This window comes from uncultured Rikenella sp., assembly GCF_948810725.1.
GTDB lineage: Bacteria > Bacteroidota > Bacteroidia > Bacteroidales > Rikenellaceae > Rikenella.
This window is the reverse complement of record NZ_CAQIVA010000026.1, coordinates 1-25315: the sequence shown is the minus strand read 5'-3', so window position 1 is coordinate 25315 and position 25315 is coordinate 1. Positions and strand designations below refer to the sequence as shown.

Here is a 25315-nt window from a genome sequence, read left to right as displayed (position 1 = left end):
CGTATAAGTTCTACCAGTTCTGGGTCAATGTGAGCGACGAGGATGCGGAACGGTATATCAAGATATTCACCCTGCTGGACAAAGCGACGGTCGAGAGTCTGATTGCGGAGCATCGCGAGGCGCCGCACTTGCGGAAGTTGCAGAAACGGCTGGCCGAAGAGCTAACGGTGATGATCCACTCGCGGGAAGAGTACGAACGTGCGGTGGCTGCCAGCTCGATTCTTTTCGGCGGAGGTGCCGAGGCATTGAAGGCGGCGGATGAGCGGACGATTCTGGAGGTATTCGACGGGGTGCCTCAGTTCGAAATTTCGGCAGCGGATTTGGCTGTTGCGAGTGGTGTGCCGTTTGCTGCGCTTTGCACGGAGAAGGCGTCGGTATTTGCTTCCAAGGGCGAGCTGAGGCGGCTGGTTCAGGGAGGCGGGATTTCGCTGAACGGGACGAAAGTGACGGATGCGGAACAGCCGGTGACGACTGAAGATCTTATTTCCGGTAAGTTTCTGTTGGTGCAGAAGGGGAAGAAGAATTATTTCCTCCTGATTGTCAAGTAGAAACGGTTGATCGGAGGGCGGTGAGGCTGCCGCAACAAAGTTTGTTTGAACTTGCGGGTATACCCGGCCAGAGCATCCCGCAGGGATGCGCTCTAAAGTTTTTTTGGTTCTTTTTGTTCACAAAAAGAACGGTACCATCCGGGGACAGAGCTCGACCCGTGCGCGACTGCTGGATACGGAAATCATTCAAACGGCGTGGTGCGCGTTTGAATAAGGGCGCGTGAACAAAGAACGACGTGCGAAAAACTTGGCCCGCGCGAAAAGTCCGTCGCCCGCCCGCTTAAAGAGGGATTTCGCTCGTTTTGCTGTGAGCAAAATCGAGATGAGATCCCAGCGGGCGACGGCAAAAAGCGGCGGAGCGCAAGCGGAGCCGCAGTGTGGCCGATATGGGGTAGTGCTTTTGGCCGAGCTTTTGCGGCTCACAGAGCCGCGCAGTCCGCCGCCACCCCACGCGGCGGGCTGCAACTCGTCGGAGCTCGTTGCTGCTCTCCGCTGGCGGCGAACTGCTTTAATAAGGCGTGCCGAGGCCGAACCTGACAGAAAATGGCTGTGCTCTTGCGGCTCTGCGAGCCGCGCGGGCCGGACGCCTGTCCACGGGCGGGACGCACAGCGTCTTTTACTGGCCGCCTCTACCCCATGAAAGTACCTCCCGGGCGTCCAGCCCACTTCATCCAAGAGCGTGAATGATACGGGCCGAAGCCAGCGTGGGCCGAACGAGCTTCGCGAAGTTGCGGCCCTACGCTTGGGGTGGCTCCGGCCCGGGCGGCTCTGCGAGCCGCAAGAATACAAGGAAGAAAATAGCGACTGCCGGTTACTGGGGTAGCTTTTGGGTAGAGGCTGGCAGTAAAACACCCTGTGGGTGCGTTTATTCCAAGAGGCACCGCAACTGAAAACCGTGGCCGCGGTGATCCGCAATGCGGATATTGAGAGTCTGTGAACTGAAACTCAAGTCCAACCCCGTGACACCGCTCGTCGCGGCAGACCAGCTGAACCCGTATTTGCCGATGTTGACCAGCTCCCCCAAGGAGTAGGTGCGGTAGCCCGGGACGGGCCGACATAAAACATCTGAATCATGAAAAAATCCCTTTTTCTGACACTCCTGACCTTGTTCGTAGGAGGCACAGCCTCGGCCTGGAAAATCGAGGGCCGAATCACTGGGGTGGCCGACAAAGATTCGGTCAAAGTCCGGATTTTTCGAATCTGGCACAATAGCGGAGTCAGTTTCAATGCCGATACCATCCGAGACGGGCGATTTTCCTTTTCCGGGACATTGCCCGCGGGCGAGAGGGCGAAAATGACGATCTCCTCCTCCACCGGTCGGTACACCGGCAGTTTGTGGATGACCGACACCACCCGAATACAGATCACCGGTACGGTCGACGGGCCGTGGAAAGCGGCCAGCAACGAACCCGAACAGGCGATCGAAGCGGAGATGCGGGACGTGGACTTGTCCGACTTGGAGGCTCTGATCGAGAGTGCCGAGGGCTACGAGAAGTATCGCGACTCCGTGTGGCGTCTATCCGTGGAGCGGCTGTGGCCGGTCTATGTCCGTTATCCGAACTCCCGGGCCATGTTGGATAACCTGAACTTTTATGTCCATGTCGGTGCGGTGCCGAAAGAGAAACTGCAATGGGTCTACGACCGGCTGACACCGGAGAACCGGGCTACACTGCACGGGCGGGCGATTGCCCTGGCGATCAATCCGCCACACCAGCCGCAGGTGGGCGAGCGGTTCGTCGATTTCGAGGGAGCCGATACCGCCGGGGTGGCTTGCAAACTGTCGGACTATGCGGGGCGGGGGAAATATGTACTGCTCGACCTCTGGAGCGCGGGATGCGGCGGATGTTATGCCGCTTTCCCGGAGATGAAGAAACTCTATGCCGAGTACGGCGATCGGCTGGAGATCGTCGGCATTACTCTCGACGTTTCAAAAGAGATGTGGATCGGGGCCATTCAGTGGCAACAATTGCCGTGGAAACACATTTCCGACGGGATGGGAACGTATGCCGGCGCAGGGGTGCTTTACGGGACGAATGTGATGCCGACCTACGTGCTGATCGACCCGCAGGGGACGATCGTCGAACGCTGGTACCCCGGGCAGGGGGATTTTCAGGATCGGATGGTCGAACCGTATCTGAAAAAGAAAGAATAACGCATATAAATCGCAACGAAGATGATGAAAAGATGGTTGTTCGGAGTGCTCGCGCTGTTGGCAGCCGGCACCGTGTCGGCGCAGGAGCCGACGGAAAAGGTCGAAGTGGGCGACAAATTCCACGATGTCGAGTTGCACGACACGGACGGGAACTACTCCTATCTGTCCGATTATGTCGGGCAGGAGGGGAAGTATCTGTTGGTGCTGTTTTGGACTTCGAACTGTCCGCGGTGCCATGCCTCGTTCCCGGAGGTGGCCAAATATGCGAAGCAATATGCCGACAAACTCTCGGTGGTCGGGGTGATGCTGAGCGACAACCACGCCGGCTGGATGGAGATGTACAAATACCGGAAACCGTTTGCGTGGCCCAATCTTTCGGACGGTAAATTGTTGAACGAAGGGGCGGCGGTGCCGTACGGGATCGGTCTCTATCCGACCTTCGTGCTGGTGGAGCCGAAGGAGGGGCGGATCGTGCGGATGTGGAGTGGCTTTAAACTCGATCGTTTTCAGGCCGAAATGGAGCCTTATTTTGCACCGGTACGATAGATTGAGGGCTCCTATTGCTGCTGGATTTTTGTGGCTTATTTGAGCTATTTTTGAGGCTATGCTGGCATTGAGTCTGTACGGAGGGGTCGAGGTGGGGCTCGACGAGGCGGGACGGGGGCCGTTGGCCGGTTCGGTATTCGCCGGAGCGGTGCTGTTGCCGGCCGATTTCCGGGACGATCGGCTCGACGACTCGAAGAAGATGACCGAGCGCGATCGGTATGCGGTGCGCGAGGTGATCGAGCGTGAAGCGGTGGCGTGGGGAGTAGGGGAGGTGTCGGCGGCCGAGATCGACGAAATCAATATCCTGAATGCCTCGTTCCGGGCGATGCGGCGGGCGTTCGCCCAGTTGCAGGAACGGTTGCCGGCGGGTGTCGAACCGGAACGGCTTCTGGTGGACGGCAATCGGTTCCGACCGGGACGGTTGCTGATTCCTTACGAGTGTGTGGTCAAGGGGGATGCGAAACTGGCGCCGATTGCGGCGGCTTCGGTGCTGGCCAAGACTTGGCGGGACGACTATATGTTGCGCCTGCACGAGGAATATCCGGTCTACGGTTGGGATCGGAACAAGGGCTATCCGACGGAGTTGCATCGGGAGGCTATTTTGCGGCATGGTCTGTCGCCTTATCACCGACGAACGTTCTGTCGTCGGTTTCCGCTATTTGGAGAGTAAAGATAGGTACACTTCGCCCCGGACTCTGCGGCACAATAAGCGCAGAGTCCGGGGCGAAAGGCGTATCGAGGCGATGGAAAAGCCTCTATTGCGGTGCTACCATCGCTTCCAGAGCCCGGCGGTTGCGAATCACGATCGCATTTTCCGCCAGCTCGATGGTGCCGCGCTTGGCGAGTTCACCCAAGGTCTGTTCCAGGGCATTCCGGGTGATGTCCAGTTCGTCGGCCATCTTTTCAAACCGAAGGGGGACGGTCTCTCCCTCGCTGGCCGACACGGAGGAGAGCAATAACGCCGCCACTTTCTCGGTCAGCATCAGGACGGAGAGGGCGTAGATCTTCCGCGAGAAGTAGTTGGCCCGGTTCGAGATGATGTCGATGAAGTTCGACAGCACGACGGTGTTTTCCTGCATCATTTCGAACAGGGCGCCTCGGTGGAGGGTCATGATTTCGGTGTCGTTTTCATTGGCGGTCACGTCGATCGGAAGCCGGTTGTAGCCGCCGAACAGAAACGCGGGGGCGATGAGCTGCGGGGCGGGGATGTTGTCGATTACGCGTCTCCGGCCGACGGCGTCGGTCACTTCGCCGCGCACGGAACCGCGCAGGATAATCATCAGGCCGGAGTAAGCGGTGTCTCGCCGGGCGATGGGGGCGTTTTCGGCATAGGTCTCGGTGGTGTAGGCGGAGCGGGACAGCAGGTCGGTGATGGTCTGTTCGTCTAAACCGCGGAAAAGGGGCGATTCTTGCAAAATGGGAAACATAATCAATAAGTTTTATCTGTCTTTGCCCTGTATGGTGCTGTTCTTTTTCTTCAGAAAAAGAACCAAAAAGACTTTAGACGGATGCTGACGCATCCTCCAGCTGCCGGCGGCCAGGTTCTTGGACTCTTCTTTGGGCCGGAAGTTGTAGCGCGTTAATGCGAGCCAAACTTTGGTCGCGCTACAACCCCGACCCAAAAGCAATCGCAGAGACTGAGGACTGCGGAGCCTGAGGCATAGCGTAGCTATCACGAAAGTTCTTTGGGTACCTTTCTTTCAAGAAAGGTACGGTTCTATCCGGCACAAAGTACCAGCTATAAAAATTATTTTTCAGGTTCTGCCGTTCCCAGCAGGCGAGCCACATATTTTCCGATGATATCGAATTCGAGGTTCACCCGCGTGTTCGGTTCTATCCGGTGGAAATTGGTGTGTTCGTGCGTGTAAGGGATGATCGCCACCTGAAAGCCGTCCGGACGCGAGTTAACGACCGTCAGACTCACTCCGTTGACCGCTATCGAGCCCTTTTCGACCGTTACGTAGCCCGCTTTCCGCAAACGTTCCGGGGCGTCGTAGTCGAACGTATAGTACCAGCTCCCGTCGGCGAATTCCACCGTGCGGCAAACGCCCGTGGTGTCGACATGTCCCTGTACGATATGTCCGTCCAGCAGGGCATCCATCCGCATGCTCCGTTCGAGATTGACCGGGTCGCCCACCTTCAGGTCGCCCAGGTTGCTCTTTTCGAGCGTCTCGCGAATCGCCGTTACGGTATAGGTCCGTTTTTCCGGATCGACGGCCACGACGGTCAGGCAAACGCCGTTGTGGGCCACGCTCTGATCGATGTGCAATTCCGGTGCCAGATCGGCTTCGAGGGTGATATGCAGATTGTCGTGGTCGGGCTCCAGCCGCACGACGGTTCCCGTGCTTTGTACGATTCCTGAAAACATAGTGTTCTGAATAATTTTTTTGGTTCGGTGTTTTTGCCGGTACCCCGCCCCGGGCTTCCTCCACGGAACGAACTCCGGCACCTTGTATTTTGTCGGCGCGTATGGGTACAGTTATTCGTCTGCGGCCATCGAGAGCAATTGTTTGCATTTGTATTTCCGTATGGACGGGCTTTTTCCCGTCCACGTGAATGGTCGCAGCTACGGTTTTCCGTTGCGTTGCCTCTCGGAATAAACGGGGACGAGAGGCACTCGAAGGCTGGCTGGAACCACCCCAAGTAACCGGTAGTCTCTATTACAAAACGCCGATGCCGTAGTAGGCAAAGCCTTGGTTCCGCAGCTCGTTCCGGTCGAAGATGTTGCGACCGTCCACCACCACCTTCCCGCGCATGGCCCGTCCGACCACCTCCCAGTTCGGCAGCCGAAACTCTTTCCACTCCGTCAGCAAGACCAGCGCATCGGCATCCAGCACCGCGCCGTAAGCGTCCGAAGCATATGCGATCGCATCACCGACCCGGCGTTTCGCTTCGGTCATCGCAATCGGGTCGTAGGCCACGACCTCGGCTCCCGCCTCCCGCAGCTGTTCGATCAGCACCAGCGCCGGTGCCTCGCGCATGTCGTCCGTGCCCGGCTTGAAAGCCAGTCCCCACAACGCGATCCGCCGTCCGCGCAACGCTTCGGCGCTGCCGAAATGGCCGACCAGTTTTTCGAACAGAATCCGTTTCTGCCGCTCGTTCACCCGCTCCACAGCCTCCAAGACCTCCATGCGGCAGCCGTTCTGTGCCGCGCTGTGGATCAATGCTTTGACGTCTTTCGGGAAGCACGAGCCCCCGTAGCCGCACCCCGGATAGAGGAATTTGTTCCCGATCCGGCTGTCTGCGCCGATCCCCTTGCGAACCATATTGACGTCGGCCCCCACCGCATGGCACAAGGCCGCCACGTCGTTGATGAAACTGATTCGCGTGGCCAGCATCGCGTTGGCCGCATATTTGGTCATCTCGGCCGACGGGATGTCCATGAACATCACCCGGAAGTTGTTGAGTAACATCGGTTTGTAGAGTCGTGTCATCAATTCCCGGGCCCGTTCCGAGTCGGTGCCCACGACCACGCGGTCGGGCCGGATGAAATCTTCGATGGCATTCCCTTCCTTGAGAAATTCCGGGTTGGAGGCGACGTCGAACGGAATTTGCACGCCTCGCTTATCCAGTTCGCCCTGAATCGTGGCGCGCACTTTGGCCGCCGTCCCCACGGGAACGGTCGATTTGGTCACGACCAGCACATACCGGTCGATGTGCCGGCCGATGGTTTCAGCCACCTGAAGCACGTAGCGCAAATCGGCGCTTCCGTCCTCGTCCGGAGGCGTCCCGACGGCCGAAAAGACGATCTCCACCTCCGGCAACACCGATTCCAGCGAGGTGGTGAAGTGGAGCCTTCCGGCTTTGTGGTTCTTTTCGACCAGTTGCTCCAGATTGGGCTCGTAGATCGGGATGATCCCTTGCTGCAACCGTTCGATTTTCGAGGCGTCGGTGTCCACGCAGGTCACGTCGACGCCCAGTTCGGCAAAACAGGTGCCGGTCACCAGACCGACATAACCGGTTCCGACAATCGCTATCTTCATAATTCGGGTTCCTGCGGTTCTGACGGGGTGCTGAGCGGTGCGTAGTCGACGGTAAAGAGGGTGCTCCGAATGGTGCTCGGCCCGTTAGATCCCTTGGTCAAATCATATGAAAATGTGATTTGACCGGAGGTGGAGATCACCAGTTCCGACTCGTTGTTCCCGGTTGCGGTTTGTGCCGTTTCAAGTACTTTTTCCAGGTTTTCTTTCTGCAAGTCCGACACTTTGTTGTCATAAATCACACTGGCCTGCCGGTCGTTTTCGGCTTCGTCGGCGCCTTCGATGATGATCGGTTTGCCGAGCATGCCCGTTCGCACGAAGTCCTGATTGATCAACCAGCCGGTGAGATAGTTCATTACGGCGTATTTGTCTTTCTCGCTGTCGGGCAAGGCTTCGATCTGTTCTGGAGACAGAATTTCTATGCCGATAAAGTTAGGGCCGATCTGATAAAACGAGTAGGGTTTCTCTTCCTGACAGGAGGTCAGCGCTATGAAGCCGGCAGCCAAGACGGCCAGCACGCTTAAGATTTTCTTTTTCATAGGGTTCTTACGAATTTTGTTTGGTTAGCTTCATGTCTCACAGGGGCCGCTCGGGCCCCGTTACAAATATCCGCATTTTTCGGGAAATATCCGACTACTGTTTGCAATACCAGTCGTAGAGTCTCCGGATGCCGTCGTCGATTTCGACCGAGTGGTGCCAACCGAGGGCGTGCAGACGGGACGGATCGGTCAACTTGCGGGGTGTGCCGTCGGGCTTCGAGGCATCGAAACGGATTTCGCCGGTGTATCCCACGGTGTCGGCGATGAGCCGCACGAGCGAGGCGATGGTGAGTTCGCTGCCGGTGCCGATGTTGAGGTGGCAGTTCCGGATTTCTGTCCCTTTTCCGGCGGCCAGGTCGCGGAAACCGACGTGTTCCATCACGTAGATGCAGGCGGCGGCCATGTCTTCGCTCCAGAGGAACTCTCGGAGGGGTGTCCCGCTGCCCCAGATGGTCATGGTGCCGGGGGTAATGCCGTATTTTTCGAGCTTTTCCAATAACTGAGGCTCGGAGGCTGTCCCGTCGATGCCTTCGACCGGGCGGCGGTCGAAGTCCTGACGAATGGTCGCCCAGTCGCCTCGCATCAGAGCTGCTGCGAGGTGCATCTTCCGCAACAGGGCGGGCAGCACGTGGCTGGTTTCGAGGTCGAAGTTGTCTTCGGGGCCGTACAGGTTGGTGGGCATCACGGCGATGAAGTCGGTGCCGTACTGGAGGTTGAAGCTTTCGCACATCTTCAACCCGGCGATCTTGGCGATGGCGTAGGGTTCGTTGGTGTACTCCAACGGTGAGGCGAGGAGGCACTCTTCGGGCATGGGTTGAGGCGCGTCGCGGGGGTAGATGCAGGTGGAGCCGAGAAAAAGGAGTTTCTTCACGCGGTGTCTCCAGGCTGCGGCGATGACGTTGTTCTGGATCTGGAGGTTGTGCCAGATGAAGTCGGCCCGGTAGAGGGAGTTGGCCATGATTCCTCCGACGTGTGCGGCGGCGAGAAAGATGTATTCGGGTTTTTCGGTTTCGAGAAACTGCTCTACGGCGCGTTGGTCGGTGAGGTCGAGTTGGGCGTGGGTGCGGCCGATCAACCGGTTATAGCCTTGTTTTTCCAAGCCGCGCCAGATGGCGGAACCGACCAGACCGCGATGGCCGGCGACGTATATTTTGGAGTCTTTTTCCATGTCGTAGGAGGTTTATGTGATAGGGGAATCTTTTTGTTGCAGGGTGTCTTGTTGAGGCTTCGGTGGTGAATTGGTTTGGGCTGCCGGCAGCATGAGGATGCGTCAGCATCCGTCTAAAGTTTTTTCGGTTCCTTTTGTTCACAAAAAGAACAATACCAGCCGGGGCAGTGCCTAGACGCGCGCCGCCGCCTAAAGGAGCGATTCAACTATTTCAGCGGCGAGCCGAAAGAGAATGAATCGCGCAAGGCGCGCGAAAACGCGGCGGAGCGAAAGCGGAGCCGCAGTGAAGCGAACACGGGGCGGAGAGCTGGGGCGAGTTTTGGGCTGCAACTGTTCTTCGGGCGCGAAAACCGTAGCCGGTTTTCGCGCCGCGCTGGGCCGAGCTTCTGCGACTCGCAGAGTCGCGCGGGCCGAAGCCTCCGACCGCGGAGGCCCGCAACTGACGTTGCTGTGGGCCCCGCAGGCTTCGACCCGCTTTAACCAAGAGCAAATAGCGCGATTCCGTGAGGAATCGCCGTCCTCGGGGGGGAGGGAGATGCTTTACGGCGCGAGGGGGGCGCGCCGAGGACGAACTTCTGAGAATAGGGCGATGAATGAGCCGAGCTCCTGCGGCTCAAAGAGCCGCGCGGGCCGCAGCCTCCCGCAGCGGAGGCCCGCAACTGACGTTGCCGTGGGCCCCGCAGTCTTCGGCCCGCCCAAGAGGGTAGGATAGTCTCAGCCCCTTACCCACACCGCCCATGCCTTTCCCGTTTATTCCGAGAGGCAACGCAACTGGAGACCGTAGCCGCGGCTGCTCGCGTAGCTGGGATTGAACATCTTCGGTTCCGAAGCCAGATACCGCACCGTGCCGTCGCCCGTCACCGGCGTACACGCCCAGCTGTACCCGTGGCTGCCGACGTACCACAATTCGTCCTCGCTACAGCCGCGGTAGCCCGGAGCGGCACGGTGTCAGCGCGTGCGAAAAGAATCGAAAGAACGATAATTGTCAGAACTGGAAGTAGATGAACGGCTGTATGTCTCCGCTGCTCAACTGGGCGATCAGCCAGATCAGACCCGTCGTCATCAGGGCATACACCACGATCGGCAGACGCTGTACCGCTTGCAAAGTCCGCTGTTCGAGCCGGTCGCTCGTGAAGTGGAGCACGTAGCCGATCCCCATCAGCAGCAACACCCACTTGTAACCAGCCACGAAGTCCCAGAAGATTTCCGGGTGGAACGCCGTGAAGATTTGCGAGAAGATTTGTCCGGCCACCTCCATCGACTCCGCCCGGAAGAAGACCCAGGTCGCACAGACGAAGCTGAACGTCAGGAGAATGCCGATCACCCTGCGCCAGCGCGGCATATCGGCCCCCGTCGGTCGGAAGCCCGGCGCGAGGTGCATCGTCAGTTTATGGCCCGCCAGTCCCGCGCCGTGCAGCCCGCCCCACATGACGAAACGCATCGCCGCCCCGTGCCACAACCCGCCGAGCAGCATCGTGATCATCAGGTTCGCGTAAGTCCGCAGCCGCCCCTTGCGGTTCCCGCCCAGCGAGATGTAGAGATAGTCTTTCAGCCAGGTCGAAAGCGAGATGTGCCACCGCCGCCAGAACTCCGTGATGGTGGCCGACTTGTACGGCGAGTTGAAGTTCGCGTTGAACCGGAAACCGAGCAGCAGCGCGATCCCTATGGCCATATCCGAGTAGCCCGAGAAGTCGCAGTAGATCTGCATGGCATAGCCCAATACGCCCATCAGGTTTTCGAGCCCCGTGTAGAGCATCGGGTTGTCGAAAATCCGGTCTACGAAATTGAGGCTGATGAAGTCCGAAATCACCGCTTTCTTGAACAACCCGCACAGAATCAGCCATACTCCTTCGCCGAACTGGGCCCGGCTGACGGTCAGCGGACGCTGGTGGATCTGCGGAATGAAGTCGCGGGCCCGGACGATCGGCCCGGCGACTAACTGCGGGAAGAACGAGATGTAGAACAGGTAGTCGATCCACCGGTGCAGCGGCCGTACTTTGCCCCGGTAGAGGTCGATGATGTAGCTCATCGACTGGAAGGTGAAGAACGATATCCCGATCGGCAGGAAGATGTTCTGGAATTCGAGCGGATCGGCCAGGAAGTTGTTGACGATATCGATCAGGAAGTTGGTGTACTTGAAGTAGCCCAGCATCCCGAGGTTGATGCAGACGCTCAGAGCCACCCACGCCCGCCGGCTTCCCCTCCGCCGCGAGGTGGCGATGAAGTGGCCGATGAAGAAGTCGCTCGTGGCGGTGAACATCAACAGCAGGAAGAAGATGCCGCTGGTCTTGTAGTAGAAGTAGAGCGAGAAGAGGGTGACGTAGACGATCCGCAGGGTGACGGCCCGGCGCATGAATCCGTAGAAGCAGGTGAATCCCAGAAACAGAAAGAGAAACAGACCGCTGGTGAAGAGCAGCGGTTCGGCGGGATTGTATTTCAGCAGGTCGAGGAGGTTACTGAGCTGTGGAGCCATGACCGATGTATCCGTTGTAAAGTGCGTTGTAAATCAGAAGGCCCTGTATGCGGTATCCTTCGGCGGTGTAGTGTATCTTGTCGCGGGCCATGAGGTTGTGGTCGGCCCAGTTGTATGCCGATCCTTCGCCGCCGGTAGCGGCGTAGAGGTCGATGAAGGCGACGCCCTGTTCTTCGGCATAGCGCCGCAGGGTGCGGCTGATGCGACCGAAATTGGCGTTGGGCTCCCCTTTTTTGAATGCCTGTACGGGGGCGGTCAGCAGGATGGCGGCTTCGGGATTGGCGGTGCGCAGCGGCGAGACGAACCGATCCACTTCGCGGTAGAAGACGTCGTCGTTGAAGTTGCTGCCGGCGGCTTCGTTCGAGCCCATCGAGAGGATGATCAGGTCGGGTTCCAGCGCTATGCTCTGGCGCACGACCTCTTCCTGCTTGCCCCAGTGCAGGAAGCAGGCGCTGTTGACTCCCATGGCGTGGTAGAGGATGCCGTTACGGCCGTTTTCCAGCGAAAAACCGTAGATGGGCCCGTGGGCGAATTTTCCGTCGGCGTAGGTGTGCAGTTCGAGGGAGTCGACGTTCGAGACGAGGTCGATGTCGGTGTTGAAGTCGTAGATAATGTCCGGGGTTCCGATTCCGGCCGAGAGGCTGTCGGGCGCTTCGATGATCGGGGCGTATTTCCCGTGAAAGATCCGGACTTTGTTGAAACTGTAGTCGAGGGTGTCTTTGGTGGGCAGGGCGCAGAGCAGGAGTTTGTTCTCGGCGCGCGAGCTCTGGACGGCGATGCCGGTGATGCCGATCGGCTGGCTGGCTCCTTTCCCCTGGATGATGCGGGCGCAGCTCCATTCGCCGCAGGCACCCGAAACGGGTCGGATGGCGTAGTCGCGGGGTTCGTTGCTGCCGCCGAGTTTGTGGGGGACGATCATGCCTCGTCCGGCGTTTCCGAATCGGGCGTGGAGGTGGCGCATAATGACGTCGGGAATCACGCCGCCCTGGATGTGCGAGTCGCCGAACTGGATGATATTGACACGACGGATGGCCTCTTCGGCCGTCGTGTCAGCGGTGTCGGAGACGGGAAAACGCAGGGGATCGAGTCGCCTGAGTTTACTATAAAAAGCGGCGAGGTGATCGGCCGGGTCGCACAAGGTGTCGGCGGCGGTATCGACAAAGGAGTAGGAGGCGATAAACACCGAGTCGGAGGGAACGATTTCTGTTTCCTGTTGTTCCTGACGTTTTTCAGCGCCGCAACTGCTCAGGGCGATTACGGCTGCGAGTACGCTGTAAATGATATACTTTAGCATCTGTTTCGACACTTAAAATTCGGTTATGTTTTCAAGGCGGCAGGGCCTGTGCGTTTCAGGTTGTTCGTGTGAACGAGTCTGGGGCTGAAGCTGCCTTGGGGTAGAGGCTGCCCCTTCCGAGTGCCGGGAGGCACCGCCTGCCCGGTGTAAGGGCAGTACCCTCTTGTAAGGACAGACGCGCGCCACGCCTAAAGAAGCGATTCAATCATTTCGGCGGTTAGCCGAAATAGAATGAATCGCGCAAGGCGCGCGAAAAAGTTCGATTCCGCGCAAAGTTCTGTCGCCCGCCCGCCTTAAGAGGGATTTCACTCGTTTTGCGGTGAGCAAAATCGGGATGAAATCCCAGCGGGCGACGGAAAACGCGGCGGAGCGACAGCGGAGCCGCAGTGAGTCCGACACGGGGGCGGAGAACTGGGGCGAGCTTTAGGCCGTGCCTGTTCTTCAGGCGGGAAAACCGATTGCGGTTTTCCCGCTGCGCCGGGCCGAGCTTGGGGCCGAGATTTGGGCTGTGGATTGGGCTGAACTTGTTGGCCGTACTTTGGGTAGTGCTTTAGTCTGAGAGCGAATAGCGCGATTCGTAGAATCGCCGTCCTCGGCGAGAGCGACGCTATAGCGGCGCGTGGGGGCGCGCCGAAGACGAACCCAACGGATTGGGGTAATAAAGAAAATGTTGCTATTGCGGTTCGTAGAACCGCCGGGCCTGCGCGCTGGGCCTTCGGCCCACCCGGGGAGCGCGCAGCCCGGACCTGACAGACATGATCAGTAAATGGGGCCGAGTTCCTGCGACTCATAGAGTCGCGCGGGCCGGAGCCACTTCCGGCGTAGGGCCGCAACTCGCGATGCTCGTTTGGGCCCCGCTGGCTCCGGCCGCCAAAGTCAAGTCAGTTAGGGTAGCTCCAGCCCATTGCTCACCGCGGGCCCGCGGCGTTTATTCCGAGAGGCAACGCAACTGAAAACCGTAGGCACGGCTGCTTGCGTTGCTGGGGTTGAGTGCCGTCATGCCGAAGTCCAAATACAGGCCATCGATGCTGCTCGTGGCCAGAGACCAGCTGAACCCGTTGTTGCTGACACTTATTAGTCCGCCTAACCGCCCATGGTGGCCTGAATCGCGGAAGCCCGGGGCGGTGCCGCTCGGCACTCGAACCGGGCCGCCTACTTCCCTGAGTTTCTGTCCCAAGAACAGCCGCCTTTACTCTCGATTACCTCAGTCCCCCTCTCGACCTCAAACACGATATGCCTGTTCGTGACCGCCTTCTGAAAACAAAGAACGAAAATACTTCTGCCGTCAGGCAACAAAAAAGGCATCCTACCGCTAAATAGGATGCCGTCGGCCTGATCAGGCGTGTTGACCCGCTAGGATTCGAACCCAGAAAGACAGAACCAGAATCTGTAGTGTTACCATTACACCACGGGTCAATAAAATCCCTTTCAAAGGAGGATTCGCTGCAAATTTAATGCGTCTGATCGAAACCAGCAACAAAATCTGCAAAAAAAGTGTTGACCCACCAGGACTCGAACCTGGAACGACAGAACCAAAATCTGCTGTGTTACCATTACACCATGGGTCAGAACCGCTTTCGCACGGCAAAAGTAGCGTTTTTCTGTGAAACCGCCAAATTATCGAATGTTGGCGATCGACATAATGTCTGCGAAGACCCCCGCCGCCGTCACCGAAGCCCCCGCGCCGTACCCTTTGATCTGGAGCGGATACTCGTCGTAGCGCGTCGTCCGGATCAGGATGATGTTGTTGCTACCCTCCAGGTCATAGAACGGATGTCCCGCCTCGACCGTTTCGAGCCCTACCGAACAGCGGCCGTTCTCCATCGACGCCACGAACCGCCACCGTTTCCCCTCTGCCGCCAGCACGCGCCGCTGACGTTCGAACTCCTCGTCCAGTTGCGGCACCTTGGCCCAGAAATCTTCCGTCGAACCCTCGAAGATCGAGGCCGGAACGAACAGGTTTTTCACCACATCCGCCTGTTCCACCGCGTAGCCCGATTCGCGGGCCAGAATCACCAGCTTGCGCACCACGTCCGTCCCGCTGAGGTCGATCCGCGGGTCGGGCTCGGCATAGCCCGCCTCCTTGGCCATCGCCACCGCCCGGCTGAAGGGAACCTCTTCCGACAGGACGTTGAAGATGTAGTTCAGCGTCCCGCTCAGCACCGCCCGAAGTCCCAGAATCGTATCCCCGCTGTGTCGCAGATCGTTGATCGTGTTGATAATCGGCAGCCCCGCCCCCACGTTGGTCTCAAAAAGGAACTTGACGCCCCGCGTCCGGGCTGTGTTTTTCAGCGCCGCATAGTGGTCGTAAGCCGACGATGCGGCGATTTTGTTGGCCGTCACCACCGAAACGTTGTGTCCCAACAGATCCCCGTAGATTTCCGCCACCTCCGGGCTGGCCGTGCAGTCGACGAAGACCGAGTTGAAGATGTTCATCTCCGCGATCCGGTCACGGATGGTCTGCGGCGTGGTGGGAATGCCTTCTGTCTCCAGCCGTTCGCGATACTGCGACAGGTCGATCCCCTCGCGGTCGAAAATGCTGCGCCGCGAGTTCGAAATACCTACGACGTTTATCTTCAGGGCATTCGTTCGCAACAGCTCCTCCTGCTGCGAGCGAATCTGCTCGATCAGCGAGCCTCCTACGAGTCCTACGCCGGTCAGAAAGAGGTTCAGCACCTGATACTCCGACAGAAAAAACGAGTCGTGAATGACGTTCAGCGTCTTCCGCAGGCTCTCGACCTTGACGACGAACGAGATGTTGGTCTCGCTGGCCCCCTGTGCGCAGGCGATGACGTTGATCCCGTTCCGTCCGAGCGTCCCGAACAGCTTGCCGGCGATCCCCGGACAGTGGCGCATGTTCTCGCCGACGATCGCTACCGTCGCGAGGTCGCACTCCAGCATGATCTCGTCGATCTCACCTGTGGCGATCTCCTGGGCGAATTCGGTGCTGAGCACCTCCCGGGCCCGCTCCGCGTCGTCGCGCCGGACGCCGATCGAGGTGGTGTTCTCGCTCGATGCCTGAGAGACCATGAAGACGCTCACCCCCGCCTTCGCCAGCGCCTTGAATATCCGGTAGTTGACGCCGATCACGCCGCACATCCCCAGCCCGCGGATGGTCAGCAGGCAGCTGTCGTTGATCGATGAAATCCCTTTGATCGCCTTGTGTATGTCGCCCCGCCCGGCCACCGGGACGGTCACCTCGCGGGAGATGTAAGTTCCCGGACACTCCGTCCGGTAAGTGTTGCGAATATAAATCGGGATATTCCGGTTGTAAGCCGGGAAGATCGTCGGCGGGTAGATGACCTTCGCGCCGAAGTTGCAGAGCTCCATCGCCTCGACGAAGGTCAGCGATTCGATCAGGTAGGCCTTGTCGATCACCCGCGGGTCGGCCGTCATGAAACCGTCCACGTCGGTGTAGATGTTGAGCGCCTCGGCCCCCACCGCCGCCGCGATAATGGCCGCCGTGTAGTCCGAACCGCCGCGTCCCAGCGTGGTCGCCTCGCCGGTGGTCTTGTCCGACGAGATGAAGCCCGGCACGACGCTCACCCGCGCATCGTCCGCAAAAGTGGAGCGCACCAGTTCATTGGTGAGGGTGAAGTCGACGATATGCTTGTTGAAGTAGGGTTCGGTCTTGATGAAAGCGCGCGCGTCGCGCAGCACGGCGCCGTCGATGATCCGGCTGACGATCAGCGAGCTGAGCCGTTCGCCGTAGCCGACGACGGTGTTGGTCGTTTTGGGCGAGAGATCTTGGATGAGGAAGATGCCGCGGAGGATGTTTCCGAGCTCTTCGAGCAGCGCTTCGACCTGTGTCGAGGTCTCTGCCTGCAAATGCGTCGGCACGCTCTCGGCGATCGCCTCCCGGTGCCGGCGGCAGATGGTTTCGTACTGGTCGCGATAGGTCGGATCGGCTTGGGCCGCCGCCGCGCCCGTCGCTAACAGGAGGTCGGTGATGCCGCCCAGGGCGGAGACTACGACCGCTACGCGGCCCGGCTCCCGGCCGATGATCTCCCGGATATTTTGCAGACCGGCGGCCGAACCTACGGAGGTGCCGCCGAATTTGAAGACTTTCATCGCCTGTCTCTGATTTTCGTTCGGTGGTTGAAACGCGCAAGATAGACATTTTGCCGGAAATATCAGCCATCCGGAGGCGATGCGGGCGGAAAAAAGAAGGGGAGGGCCGCTCCGGAATCAGACGGTGCGGAGGTATTTTTCGTAGATGCTTTTCCGCAGTTCGTTCAGCGCGCCGAGGCGTTGCATGATCTCCTGCGCCTCCTCCATGGTCTGGATGCCGAGCAGCTCCTTCTGGAGCGAGGCGATGATCGAGCAGACCACTTTCGATTTATAGATCGTGATCGCCTTGGGTATGGCCTCGCCGAGCCGCTCGCGCTCGGTGGAGACGCGGATTTCGTAGCGCTCCCACATCCGGCTCGGGGCATAGGTCTCCTCTTCGGTCAGCAGATCCACCACGAGTGACGCCACGTCGGCCGAAGGGTGGTTGATGAAACGGTTCACCTCCGGCGCCCGCTTCTCCTCGCGGTAGATCCGGATGTACTCTTCGTAAATCTGCCGGCACAGCGGGCTGTGCATCTCGATGCGGTCGAGCTCCAGGTCGCCGATGATGGTCTCCGCCACACTCAACGAGACGATTTCCGTAGGCGACATCTCGAAGTCGAAGTTCTCGCCGCCGTATTTGAGCAGGTAGCCCACCAACTCCCGTTCCAACTGCTCCAGCTCGCGGTTGAGCCCCTGTTCGGCGAAGCTGAGCTTCGGGGCGAGATCGACCGGCGCCGTCGGTTCGGTGAACGGCCCCTCCGGCGAATAGGACGGCGCGGCGGTCGGATCGCTCTCCTGCCGTTGCAGAAACTGCTCCTTGCGCCGCTGGTTCTCCGCCACCTCGCGCCCCGCCTGACCGTCCACCATCGTGACCCGTTTTTTTGCGACCTCGCGAATCAGGATGTCTTCGTCGATTTCGAGCTTCCGCGCGCACTCCCGGATGAAGACCGACCGCGTGATCGCCTCCGGAATCGTGGCGATCGACTCCACCACGCTGGAGATCACCTCCGCCCGCTTGATCGGGTCTTCGGCCGCGTCGCCCAGCAGAATCCGGGTCTTGAACGAGATGAAGTCCTCTTCCTGCTCCTCGATATAGGCTTGCAGCTCCGTGGCGTTGTGCGCCCGGGCGAAAGAGTCCGGGTCTTCGCCCTCCGGCAGCAGCACGCACCGCACGGTCAGCCCCTCGCGCAGAATCATGTCGATCCCCCGCATCGAGGCTTTGATCCCCGCCGCGTCGCCGTCGTAGATGACCGTCACATTCTTGGTGAACCGCTTGATGAGCTTGATCTGCTCCACCGTGAGCGACGTCCCGGACGAGGCCACGACGTTCTCGACTCCCGACTGGTGCATCTGAAGCACGTCGGTGTAACCCTCGACCAGGATACAGCGGTTGAACTGCGTGATGGCCTTCTTGGCGAAGTAGATGCCGTAGAGGGTGTTGCTCTTGTGATAGATTTCGCTCTCGGGCGAGTTGAGGTATTTGGCGACCTTCTTGTCCGTCCGCAGCGTCCGCCCGCCGAACGCGATCACGCGCCCCGAGAGCGAATGGACGGGAAACATCACCCGTCCGCAAAAACGGTCGTAGTATCCCCCGCCGTTGGCTGCCTCCCGTTTGATGGTGAGCCCCGTGCCCACCAGAAAGGATTCCTGATACCCCTCGCTCAGCGCGGCCCGGGTCATGGCGTCGCCCTTGGAGGGGCAATAGCCGAGCTGGAACTTCGCGATCGTGGCGTCGGTAAACCCCCGTTCGCGGAAGTAGCTCACGCCGATGCTCTCCCCCTCCGGCGTCCGCAGCTGGGACTCGAAGTACTGGTTGGCCCACGAGGTGACGACCATCATGCTCTCGCGGTCGTCGTTGCGCTGGCGCTCTTCGGGGGTCTGCTCCTTCTCGCGGACTTCGATGCCGTATTTCTTGGCCACCCACTTCAGGGCTTCGACGTAGCTCAGTCCCTCGTGCTCCATCACGAAGCTGATGGCGTTGCCCCCCTTGCCGCACCCAAAGCATTTGTAGAGCCCTTTGGAGGGCGAGACGACGAACGAGGGGGTCTTTTCGTTGTGGAACGGACAGCAGGCCTGGTAGTTGACCCCTTTCTTCTTCAGGGTCACGAAGTCGCTCACCACATCCACGATGTCTGCGGCGGCGAAAATTCGGTCTACGGTCTGGCGGTCGATCATAACGGGAACAAAGTTACGGTTTTTAGGCTTCGGTCGGCGTGTCGCTCTTTTTCCGGGAAATATTATTTTTGCACCCGATTCTCAATCTCTTCCGAAGCATGAAACGAATCCTTGCCGTTTTTATTTCGATCCTGCTGGGCATCGCTTGCGTCCGGGCTGCCGACAGCACTGAAAAACGGGTGAAATTCAAGTTCGGGGGGCGCATCGATGCCCAGCTGTTCCATGACTCGTACACCTCGAAAGCCTCGAACAGCGGCATTTTCTATTACTTCCCGCTCGCGCCGGAATACAACGCGCAGGGGCAGGATCTGCACCGGGAAAATTCGTTGCGGTTCGGGGTGGCCAATTCGCGGCTGCGTTTCACCGCCACGGCGGCCGACATCCTCGGCGGAGAGGCTGCCGGATACGTCGAAACCGACTTCATGGGGTCGGGCAGCAACATCGGCGTGCTGCGGCTGCGGCATGCTTATATCTCGTTGAATTGGGAGCGGAGCCAGCTGATGATCGGCCAGACCAACAACCTGTCGGTGCCGGAGGAGGTCTTCCCGAACACGGTGGCGCACGGAGCCGGAACGCCGCTCAATCCCCAGTCGCGTATCCCGCAAATCCGGTATTCCCGGAAGTTGGGCGAAATCGTTCGGTTGAGCGCGGCGGCGGGCTTTTATACCGGCAAGGAGGGCGAGGCGCAGGCCTATGGGCTGGTGCCCGATTTCGCCCTGCGGCTGTCGGTCGGCGACAACCGGACGAAGGTGAGTGTCAGTGGAGCCGTGAAGTCGATCCGGCCGCGCAACCTGACGGAGGATTCGATCCGGACGCACCGGCGGGTGGCGGCTTTCAATGCCTCGATTTTCGGGCTCTATACGTTCGGCGGGGGACACAAACTGACCGCTTTCGCGATGTGGGGCGAAGATCTCTCCACGCTCAGCATGCTGGGGGGATACGGGCCGCGGTTGAGGGATGTGGAGCGCGGCGAGACGGATTACGGTTATACGACCACGCAGACGATCGCCATGTGGCTCGGATTCGAAACGAAGATCATGAAGGGCTGGCAGCCGGGCCTGCTGACCGGCTGGACGAAGAATTTAGGGTCGGGCCGAGAGATCGACCTGGCTGAGGCGGAGATTCCGGACAAGGGGATCGACTGGTATTTCCGGCTCTCGCCGCGCCTGTGGTACCACTACAAACAGCTCTCGTTCGGGCTGGAGTATATGTACAGTCTCGCTTCGTGGGGCCGGGCGTTCGACGCGCACTACCGGCCGACGGAACGGTACGAAAATTCGCAGAACCACCGCGTTACGCTGCTGGCCCGCTTCAAATTCTAAAGTAAGTCTCGGGAATAAAGATATTATAGAGAACCGCCCGTCGGCCATGCGACGAGCTCCATCCGAACCCCGTCTCCCTCCGTCGTTTGCGACAGCCGGGCATAAGCCGGTCGTTCAATCCACTCGCCCAGTATCACCACCTCGCATCTGCTTCCCAGCCGATGTATGATCGGTGTGTGGATATGCCCGCAGACGAGATAATCCGTCTCCGGATGATCCGCGGCGTAGACCCGCGCAAAGCGCACGATCGGCTCCTCTTCGCCCCGGAAAACGTGCGCCACCCCCTCCGTCCTCCCGTGCCGGTTGTGCGACGACCACCACCGTCCGAAACGCATCATCGTGTTCGGATGGAGCCCCGCCGCCGCCACCCGCCTCAGCCACCGGCAGTGGAAAATCCGGCGCAGTACGGTGTATTTCCAGTCGCCGCTCTTCCCCAGCCCGTCGCCGTGCGCCACGAAAATCCGTTTTCCGTACAGTTCGAACACCTCCGGAGTCGTATGCACCGTCATGCCGATCTCGGTCGCAAAGTAGTCGCCGATCCACAAGTCGTGGTTGCCGACAAAAAAGTGTACCGGTATCCCCTGGTCGCAGAACGCCGCCAGCCGGCCCAGCGTCCGTGCGAAACCTTTGGGCACCACCCGCCGGTATTCGAACCAGAAGTCGAAAATGTCGCCCGCCAGAAAAAGCCCTTCGCAGTCCGCTTCGATCGCATCGAGCCACGCCACGAACAGCCGCTCCCGCTCCCGCGGATCTTCGTCGCGGTAGGAGAGTCCCAGATGGACGTCGGATGCGAAATAGTAAGCCATAAAAAATGAAGATAGTCGGACGAGTCCGATGTCGCGTTACCGCGGCAGCAAGTCGCTCAGCCAGTCGGTGTAGGTCCACACGTAATAGCAGACATATCCCAACGCCCCCAGAGCGATCAATACCGCCAAAAACGAGACGGTGTAATTGTGCGGATTCCGTTCCCTCGGCGGCGCCACTCTCGGCCCCCGCCGTCCGCCGCCGTGTCGTCCCGGCCCCGGACGCCTCTGGCTCCGCCTCCGGTCATACCCGCCTGGGGCGTAGGCAGCCTCCGTCTCCGCCGCCGTCCCGTTGCCGTCCGCCAGCCACCGCCCCACAGGCAGCACCAGCGGCTCCGTCGGCAGCGGATTGAGCAGCTCCAGAAACTCCGGATCGGGATAGAACTCCGCCGTGCGTTGCAGATAGCCGTCGTAACCCTCCGTCTCGCGCAGGGCGATCGTCCCGACCCCGTCGAGCCACATCGACCCCTCGGCCAGCCCTTGTGCCCGGGCCTCCGCGCAGGCTGAGGCGCGCCACTCCTCCTCCCATGCCGCCGCCGTCGCCAGGTCTACGGCCAGCTCCGCCGCGATGATCTCCACGAACGGCACCCCCTCCGTATATCCCCCCTCGTCGTCCGTCAACGGCTCTCCCTCCGGCACCAGCTCCGGCATCCGCCGCGGCGGATCGAGCCGACGCCCGGTCGCGAACTGGGCCCCGCTGCGCAAAGTCCGCAACGTCCCCACCCCCTCCAGCGTCACCGGAAGGTGTTGCAGCAGGTAACGGCGCAATATGGTTGTCACGGAATCCATCTCTGTCTCGGTCAGCTTATTTGGTGTTCTGTTTTGTGTCGATCGGCGGCAAACCGGCGATGGTCTCTTCGATCACCGTCGGAAAGTGGCGGTGCTCCAGCACATGAATTTTCGCGGCAAGCGTCTCCGCCGTGTCGTCGGCGTCCACCGCCACCGTGGCCTGGAAAATCGTGTCCCCGCTGTCGTACCGTTCGTTGACCCAGTGGATCGTGATGCCCGACTCCCGTTCTCCCGCCTCGATCACCGCGCGGTGCACCCGGTCGCCGTACATCCCCCGCCCGCCGAACTTCGGCAGCAGCGCCGGATGGATGTTCACGATCCGTCCCGCATAGGCATCCGTCAGATAGTGAGGCACCAGCCACAGAAAACCCGCCAGGACGATAAAGTCGATCCCGTGTTCCTGCAATAACGATGCCACCCGTCCCCCCGGTTCGCCGAACTCCTCGCGCGTGAAGACCGCCGTCGGCACCCCGAACCCCTCGGCCCGTTTCAAAGCGTAGGCATCCTCGCGGTTCGAGAGCAGCAAAGCCACCCGCCCCCGCGTCGAACCTTCGAAATGCCGCATGATCGCCTCCGCATTCGTCCCCGAACCGGATGCGAAAATCGCTATGTTAATCATAATGAGTCGTTTGTGTTGAATTCGGCAAATAAAAGTACAAAAAAAACAGACCCGCCGCCCGAATTTCAGAAAAAAACCATACTTTTGTCCTGCGTCGGGACAACATTTCGATCCGAAAACACGCACTTAGATTGTCAAACCTAAATTAAGAACACTATGTCTGAAATCTCTTCAAAAGTAGTCGAAATCATCGTCGATAAACTCGGCGTGGATGCTTCGGAAGCGGTTCCTACCGCCAGCTTCACCAACGATCTGGGCGCCGATTCGCTGGACACCGTCGAACTGATCATGGAATTCGAAAAAGAATTCGAAATCTCGATTCCGGACGAAGACGCTGAAAAGATCGCTACCGTGGGTGACGCCATTACCTACATCGAAGGCAAAAAGAACTAAGCGACCGATTCGGTTGTAGACTCAGTATAAGACTGTTTCGGACACTTTAGCAATATAGCGTTCGGAACAGTCTCTGTTTTGACCCGAACCGCGGCGCCGGTCGCTTTCGCACGTAGCCCGCCGTCTTTCGGTCGGATCACTCCCATTCAACTTAAATCCTTTATGAACTTGAGACGAGTAGTAGTAACGGGTATCGGAACGATCAACCCGCTGGGGAACAACGCCGCAGAATACTTCGAGAACCTCGAAAAAGGGGTCAGCGGAGCCGCTCCGATCACCCATTTCGACGCTTCGAAATTCAAAACCCAATTCGCCTGCGAAGTCAAAGGGTTCGATCCCAACGAACACTTCGACCGCAAAGAGGCCCGCAAATACGACCGATTCACCCAGTTCGCGCTGGTCGCAGCCAAAGAGGCGCTCGGAGATGCGGGGCTCACCGATGCCGAAGGGAAAGCGATCGACGCTATCGACTTGGATCAGGTAGGGGTCGTTTGGGCTTCGGGGATCGGCGGCATCGAGACCTTCTTCAACGAAGTCATGAACTACGCCCACGGCGACGGGACGCCGAAATACAACCCGTTCTTCATCCCGAAAATGATCGCGGATATCGCCGCAGGGCATATCTCGATGAAATACGGGTTCCGCGGGCCCAACTACTGTACGGTTTCGGCTTGCTCGTCGTCTAACCATGCCTTTATCGACGCCCTGAACCTCATTCGGTGGGGGAAAGCCGACGTCATCGTATCGGGAGGCTCGGAAGCCGCTATCAATCAGGCGGGGATCGGAGGATTCAACGCCATGCAGGCGCTCTCTACCAGAAATGACGACCCGGCTACCGCTTCGCGGCCGTACGACACGGGTCGCGACGGCTTCGTGATGGGCGAAGGCGCAGGGGCTCTGGTGCTCGAAGAGTATGAACACGCCAAGGCCCGTGGCGCGAAAATTTATGCCGAAGTGGTCGGCGGGGGGATGAGCGCGGACGCTTACCACCTGACCGCTCCGCATCCGGAAGGCTCGGGCGCTGCGCGCGCCATGCGCGAAGCCTTGAAAGACGCGGGGATTGCTGCCGAAGAGGTGGACTATATCAATACCCACGGGACTTCGACCCCGGCGGGCGACGGGCCGGAACTCACCGGGATCCAGACCGTTTTCGGGGAGCATATCTACGACATGAACATCAGTTCGACCAAATCGATGACCGGGCACCTTTTGGGCGGCGCTGCGGCTATCGAGGCGCTGGCTTGTATCATGGCCATCGACAAGGGGATCGTGCCGCCGACCATTAACGTGACCGAACTCGATCCGCATATCGATCCGAAAATCAACCTCACGCTGGGTAAGGCACAGCGGCGGGAGATCAATTGCGCGTTGAGCAATACGTTCGGTTTCGGGGGGCACAACTCGACCGTGATTTTCAAAAAAGTGCGGTAGTTTTCCGATTGCGTGGAAACCCGCTTCTCTTAACATTTCGTCCGGGCTGTCGCGCTTTTCGTGCGACAGCCCGGGCTCTTTTCATCAATACACCTCATGATCTGGCATCGTCTTTTTCGCCGGCCTTCATCCTCCGACCGGCTCTATTATCGCCTGATACGACGCATCTTCGGCATCGTTCCGAACAACGTGGAGCTCTACAAACTGGCTTTGGTGCACCGTTCCGCATCGGTTACGGTGGACGACGGTCGGACGGTCAATAACGAACGTCTGGAATTTCTGGGCGACGCGGTGATCGAGGCGGTGGTGTCGGAACTTCTCTTTATCGAGTATCCGGAGGCCAACGAAGGATTTCTGAGCAAGTTGCGTTCGCGGATGGTGAGTCGCGAGACGCTGAATCGGGTGGCGTTGGAGCTGGGTCTCGACGACGTGATCGTCGCTCACCCGTCGAGCTTAGTGGCGAGCCGGAACAACATCTACGGTGACGCGTTCGAAGCGTTGGTCGGTGCGCTCTATTTAGATCGGGGATACGAGACCACGGGACGGGTGCTGATCGAGTCGGTGTTCGCGCGCCACGTGGATTTGGAGGCGCTGGAGCAGACCGAAAAAGATTTCAAGAGTCGGATGATCGAGTGGGGGCAGAAGCATCACCGAAATATCGCGTTTCGCAGTCGGGAGTGTGCCGATCACGTCGAACTGACTCCCCATTTCGAGTCTGAGCTTTGGATCGACGGCGAGAAAGCGGGCTATGGTGACGGCCGCTCCAAAAAGGAGGCGGAACAGCTCGCGGCACACGATGCTTACAAGCAGCTCGGCATCGGAGGTTAGTGGAACAGATTATTAAAGTAAAGGGTTGGGCCGAGGCTGCCGCCTTGGTTAAGGCCGTCGGCAGCTTTAGGATGCGCAGCATCCTTGAAAGTTTTTTCGGTTCCTTTTGTTCACAAAAGGAACAGTTCAAGGCGGGGCAAAGCTCGACCGCGCGCGACTGCTGGAGAAGGAAATCATTCAAACGCGTGTTTCGCGTTTGAAT

The 25315-nt window shown here is 59.3% G+C and carries 24 protein-coding genes and 2 tRNA genes; 9 read left to right on the top strand and 17 right to left on the bottom strand.

Going from position 1 to position 25315, the window contains the following annotated elements; all coding sequences use genetic code 11:
* Window positions 1-548 (top strand): S4 domain-containing protein (locus Q9S52_RS07530; protein WP_304708671.1); only part of this gene is annotated, 548 nt, incomplete at its 5' end.
* Window positions 549-1413: 865 nt separating this feature from the next.
* Here the strand turns inward: Q9S52_RS07530 and Q9S52_RS07525 are convergent.
* The gene (locus Q9S52_RS07525) at window positions 1414-1572 is read right to left on the bottom strand and encodes a hypothetical protein (RefSeq protein ID WP_298080674.1); all 159 of its coding nucleotides are present in this window, start codon (window positions 1570-1572) and stop codon (window positions 1414-1416) included.
* A 48-nt stretch (window positions 1573-1620) separates the two neighbouring features.
* On the opposite strand from Q9S52_RS07525, the gene Q9S52_RS07520 reads away from it, so the two are divergent.
* Genes Q9S52_RS07520 through Q9S52_RS07510 form a run of 3 tightly spaced genes read left to right on the top strand, consistent with a single transcriptional unit; the run spans window position 1621 to window position 3916 of the window.
* On the top strand, window positions 1621-2700 hold the full coding sequence (locus Q9S52_RS07520; protein WP_304708670.1) for a TlpA disulfide reductase family protein: 1080 nt from the start codon (window positions 1621-1623) through the stop codon (window positions 2698-2700).
* 21 nt (window positions 2701-2721) lie between these two features.
* The gene (locus Q9S52_RS07515) at window positions 2722-3246 is read left to right on the top strand and encodes a TlpA disulfide reductase family protein (RefSeq protein WP_294594211.1); all 525 of its coding nucleotides are present in this window, start codon (window positions 2722-2724) and stop codon (window positions 3244-3246) included.
* Window positions 3247-3304: 58 nt separating this feature from the next.
* Complete coding sequence (locus tag Q9S52_RS07510) at window positions 3305-3916, top strand: ribonuclease HII (protein ID WP_297832131.1); 612 nt, start codon at window positions 3305-3307, stop codon at window positions 3914-3916.
* A gap of 85 nt (window positions 3917-4001) precedes the next feature.
* Here the strand turns inward: Q9S52_RS07510 and Q9S52_RS07505 are convergent, their stop codons facing one another.
* Together Q9S52_RS07505 and Q9S52_RS07500 are read right to left on the bottom strand one after the other, a co-directional pair.
* A complete protein-coding gene (locus Q9S52_RS07505; protein WP_297832133.1) occupies window positions 4002-4673 on the bottom strand; it encodes a Crp/Fnr family transcriptional regulator in 672 nt (223 codons plus the stop codon).
* A 320-nt stretch (window positions 4674-4993) separates the two neighbouring features.
* Window positions 4994-5614, bottom strand: a complete 621-nt coding sequence (locus Q9S52_RS07500; protein WP_300828208.1) for a riboflavin synthase — start codon at window positions 5612-5614, stop codon at window positions 4994-4996.
* A gap of 19 nt (window positions 5615-5633) precedes the next feature.
* On the opposite strand from Q9S52_RS07500, the gene Q9S52_RS07495 reads away from it, so the two are divergent.
* Window positions 5634-5846 carry a hypothetical protein gene (locus tag Q9S52_RS07495; protein WP_304708669.1) on the top strand — a complete coding sequence of 71 codons (213 nt, stop codon included), beginning with the start codon at window positions 5634-5636 and terminating at the stop codon, window positions 5844-5846.
* A gap of 60 nt (window positions 5847-5906) precedes the next feature.
* Here the strand turns inward: Q9S52_RS07495 and Q9S52_RS07490 are convergent, their stop codons facing one another.
* The 11 genes from Q9S52_RS07490 to dnaG form a co-directional block, all read right to left on the bottom strand.
* Complete coding sequence (locus Q9S52_RS07490; RefSeq protein ID WP_297625156.1) at window positions 5907-7229, bottom strand: UDP-glucose/GDP-mannose dehydrogenase family protein; 1323 nt, start codon at window positions 7227-7229, stop codon at window positions 5907-5909.
* Entirely contained in the window at window positions 7226-7765 is a 540-nt protein-coding gene (locus Q9S52_RS07485) for a hypothetical protein (RefSeq protein ID WP_304708668.1), read from the bottom strand. The genes Q9S52_RS07490 and Q9S52_RS07485 overlap by 4 nt, the downstream gene beginning before the upstream one ends.
* 94 nt (window positions 7766-7859) lie before the next feature.
* A complete protein-coding gene (locus Q9S52_RS07480; RefSeq protein ID WP_304708667.1) occupies window positions 7860-8933 on the bottom strand; it encodes a GDP-L-fucose synthase in 1074 nt (357 codons plus the stop codon).
* Window positions 8934-9683: 750 nt separating this feature from the next.
* Entirely contained in the window at window positions 9684-9839 is a 156-nt protein-coding gene (locus Q9S52_RS07475; RefSeq protein WP_304708666.1) for a hypothetical protein, read from the bottom strand.
* A 79-nt stretch (window positions 9840-9918) separates the two neighbouring features.
* Window positions 9919-11406 carry an MBOAT family protein gene (locus tag Q9S52_RS07470; RefSeq protein WP_304708665.1) on the bottom strand — a complete coding sequence of 496 codons (1488 nt, stop codon included), beginning with the start codon at window positions 11404-11406 and terminating at the stop codon, window positions 9919-9921.
* Window positions 11387-12700: a GDSL-type esterase/lipase family protein gene (locus Q9S52_RS07465; RefSeq protein WP_304708664.1), complete on the bottom strand. Its 1314-nt coding sequence runs from the start codon at window positions 12698-12700 to the stop codon at window positions 11387-11389. The genes Q9S52_RS07470 and Q9S52_RS07465 overlap by 20 nt, the downstream gene beginning before the upstream one ends.
* A gap of 928 nt (window positions 12701-13628) precedes the next feature.
* Window positions 13629-13838 (bottom strand): hypothetical protein, encoded by a 210-nt coding sequence (locus tag Q9S52_RS07460; protein ID WP_304708663.1) that lies wholly within the window; start codon window positions 13836-13838, stop codon window positions 13629-13631.
* A 207-nt stretch (window positions 13839-14045) separates the two neighbouring features.
* Window positions 14046-14116, bottom strand: a tRNA-Gln gene (locus Q9S52_RS07455).
* 81 nt (window positions 14117-14197) lie between these two features.
* Window positions 14198-14268 (bottom strand) — tRNA-Gln (locus Q9S52_RS07450).
* Window positions 14269-14317: 49 nt separating this feature from the next.
* A complete protein-coding gene (thrA, locus tag Q9S52_RS07445; protein ID WP_294593660.1) occupies window positions 14318-16771 on the bottom strand; it encodes a bifunctional aspartate kinase/homoserine dehydrogenase I in 2454 nt (817 codons plus the stop codon).
* Window positions 16772-16888: 117 nt separating this feature from the next.
* Window positions 16889-18928 (bottom strand): DNA primase, encoded by a 2040-nt coding sequence (gene dnaG / locus Q9S52_RS07440; RefSeq protein WP_304708662.1) that lies wholly within the window; start codon window positions 18926-18928, stop codon window positions 16889-16891.
* A gap of 98 nt (window positions 18929-19026) precedes the next feature.
* On the opposite strand from dnaG, the gene Q9S52_RS07435 reads away from it, so the two are divergent.
* Entirely contained in the window at window positions 19027-20250 is a 1224-nt protein-coding gene (locus tag Q9S52_RS07435) for a DcaP family trimeric outer membrane transporter (RefSeq protein WP_297625130.1), read from the top strand.
* Window positions 20251-20273: 23 nt separating this feature from the next.
* On the opposite strand, the gene Q9S52_RS07430 is transcribed toward Q9S52_RS07435, so the two are convergent.
* The 3 genes from Q9S52_RS07430 to purN are packed head-to-tail and all read right to left on the bottom strand — an operon-like array spanning window position 20274 to window position 22461.
* Window positions 20274-21056, bottom strand: coding sequence for a UDP-2,3-diacylglucosamine diphosphatase (locus tag Q9S52_RS07430; RefSeq protein ID WP_304708661.1), 783 nt, complete (start codon window positions 21054-21056; stop codon window positions 20274-20276).
* A gap of 36 nt (window positions 21057-21092) precedes the next feature.
* Window positions 21093-21842, bottom strand: a complete 750-nt coding sequence (locus tag Q9S52_RS07425) for a hypothetical protein (RefSeq protein ID WP_304708660.1) — start codon at window positions 21840-21842, stop codon at window positions 21093-21095.
* 16 nt (window positions 21843-21858) lie between these two features.
* Window positions 21859-22461, bottom strand: coding sequence for a phosphoribosylglycinamide formyltransferase (gene purN / locus Q9S52_RS07420; RefSeq protein WP_294593651.1), 603 nt, complete (start codon window positions 22459-22461; stop codon window positions 21859-21861).
* 156 nt (window positions 22462-22617) lie between these two features.
* Here purN and Q9S52_RS07415 point away from each other — a divergent pair, with 156 nt between their 5' ends.
* The 3 genes from Q9S52_RS07415 to rnc all read left to right on the top strand — a co-directional run bounded on the left by Q9S52_RS07415 (window position 22618) and on the right by rnc (window position 25113).
* Window positions 22618-22854 (top strand): acyl carrier protein, encoded by a 237-nt coding sequence (locus tag Q9S52_RS07415; protein WP_294593649.1) that lies wholly within the window; start codon window positions 22618-22620, stop codon window positions 22852-22854.
* 162 nt (window positions 22855-23016) lie between these two features.
* Window positions 23017-24285 carry a beta-ketoacyl-ACP synthase II gene (fabF, locus tag Q9S52_RS07410; protein WP_294593647.1) on the top strand — a complete coding sequence of 423 codons (1269 nt, stop codon included), beginning with the start codon at window positions 23017-23019 and terminating at the stop codon, window positions 24283-24285.
* A 96-nt stretch (window positions 24286-24381) separates the two neighbouring features.
* Window positions 24382-25113, top strand: a complete 732-nt coding sequence (rnc, locus tag Q9S52_RS07405) for a ribonuclease III (protein WP_300726731.1) — start codon at window positions 24382-24384, stop codon at window positions 25111-25113.
* Window positions 25114-25315 lie beyond the last annotated feature (202 nt).